This window comes from Rhodococcus marinonascens NBRC 14363 (assembly GCF_001894885.1).
In the GTDB taxonomy this organism is placed as follows: Bacteria; Actinomycetota; Actinomycetes; order Mycobacteriales; family Mycobacteriaceae; genus Rhodococcus_F; species Rhodococcus_F marinonascens.
Map to the genome: position 1 here is coordinate 1 of NZ_BCXB01000114.1, position 1,595 is coordinate 1,595.

The window sequence follows — 1,595 nt, forward strand, 5'->3', positions numbered from 1 at the left end:
GACACCGTCGGGCAGGACGCCAGCGGCGAGGACACCAGCGCGTGGGGGTGGGTCAAGAGCATCGTCTCCTGGTTGTTGCTCCTGGTATTGGTGGCCATCCTCGCGCTGACGATTGTGATTCCCCGGATCGCGGGGGCGACGCCCTATACCGTGCTCACCGGTTCGATGGTGCCCACCTACCCGCCAGGGACCTTGATCGTGGTCAAGCCGGAGGACTCGCCCGCGCTGACGGCCGGTGATGCGATCACGTTCCAAATGGAATCGGGCAACCCCGAGGTAGTCACCCACCGCATCATCATGGTGCGGAAGAACTCGCAGGGCGAGACCACGTACGTCACCCAGGGCGACGCCAACCCCTCGCCCGACGCCAATCCCGTTGTTCCGGAGCAGGTCAGAGGAAAGGTGTGGTACAGCGTCCCGTACATGGGATACGTGAACAGTCTGATCACCGGTCAGCAACGAACGCTGATGGTCACCGTCGTCTTTGTCGGGCTCTTGGGCTACGCGGGCTTCATGTTCGTCGGCGCTGGGCGGGACCGTACGCGACCGAAGGGTCGAGAGTCCGCCGATGCCGGCACCTGAGGTGTAGGCCGCCGCGTCTTCCGTCGACTTGGTATCAGTTCAAAAGAAAAAGTGGACAGGCGACCAGTTTATTGGTCGATGAGCGAGCGAATGTCCAATGTTCGTCCGCTCATCGTGATAGAAATTCATGACATCGCCACGGGCACGCCCATTTTCGTGTATATCCGGGTTGCCGGCAGCCCTGCTAAATGGATCAGGAAAGGCATAGCAACAATGTCTCGTCAAGAAGTTTCGAGTTCAGCGTCGGGGTTCGGTGCCCGCGCGCGGTCGTTGATGTCGGGTAGCAAGCCGCGGGCGGTTGCGTCGCTGGGGATCGTGTTGGGTCTCGGTGCGATCGGGACGCTGGCGGCCTGGAGTGATACTGCGACGGCCACGTCGGGTGTGTTCTCCACCGGCTCGATCGATCTGCAGCTCAGCGATGAGCAGGGCAATCCGGACGCGTACGCGTTTGCGACGCTGACGAAGGAAAACATGTTGCCGGGCGACCGGGTGGCCGCGGAGTTGCCGGTGCAGAACACGGGAACAACGCCGTTCAACTACACGATGTCGGCGGCGGCGTCATCGTCGGAGTTGGCGCCCTGGATGAAGATCAAGGTTACGACGGGTACCTCGGATGGTGAGTTGTGCAGTGGCGATACTGTTGCGACGAATATCTGGCTAGTGGGGGGCGAGTCGGTGGATGTGGTCTCCGAGCCGAGGACGTTGGCGGTGGGAGCCAGTGACAACCTGTGCATCCAGATGAGGGTGGATCCGGACGCGCCGAACAGTGTGCAGAACAAGTCGGTGGAAGCCGCGCTCAACTTCAACGCGACGACGGCCTGAGGATCATGACTACACAAGCAAATCCGGCTGGGTCGGATCGCAAACTGCCCATTCGTGACATCGCCCTGAATGTGGGGGCGATCGCGGGCTTGGTCTGTGTGTTGGCTGCGTCGGCGTCGTTCTTCTTTGGTATCAAGCCGTTGGTGTTCCGGTCGGGGTCGATGTCTCCGGATATCACCACGGGTTCGTTG

2 protein-coding genes and 1 pseudogene are annotated in these 1,595 nt (G+C 61.4%); all 3 read left to right on the forward strand.

The window, feature by feature from the left end; all coding sequences use genetic code 11:
- On the forward strand, positions 1–582 hold a 582-nt coding region (locus RM2_RS23060), incomplete at its 5' end, for a signal peptidase I (protein WP_307718098.1).
- A gap of 213 nt (positions 583–795) precedes the next feature.
- Complete coding sequence (locus tag RM2_RS23065; RefSeq protein ID WP_072691767.1) at positions 796–1,404, forward strand: SipW-dependent-type signal peptide-containing protein; 609 nt, start codon at positions 796–798, stop codon at positions 1,402–1,404.
- Positions 1,405–1,409: 5 nt separating this feature from the next.
- Positions 1,410–1,595, forward strand: a pseudogene (locus RM2_RS23070) (signal peptidase I); the annotation flags it as partial.

What these genes read in the sequence shown, in the direction of transcription:
- RM2_RS23065 (WP_072691767.1), top strand. Translation starts at nt 796, where the DNA reads ATGTCTCGTCAAGAAGTTTCGAGTTCAGCGTCGGGGTTCGGTGCCCGC.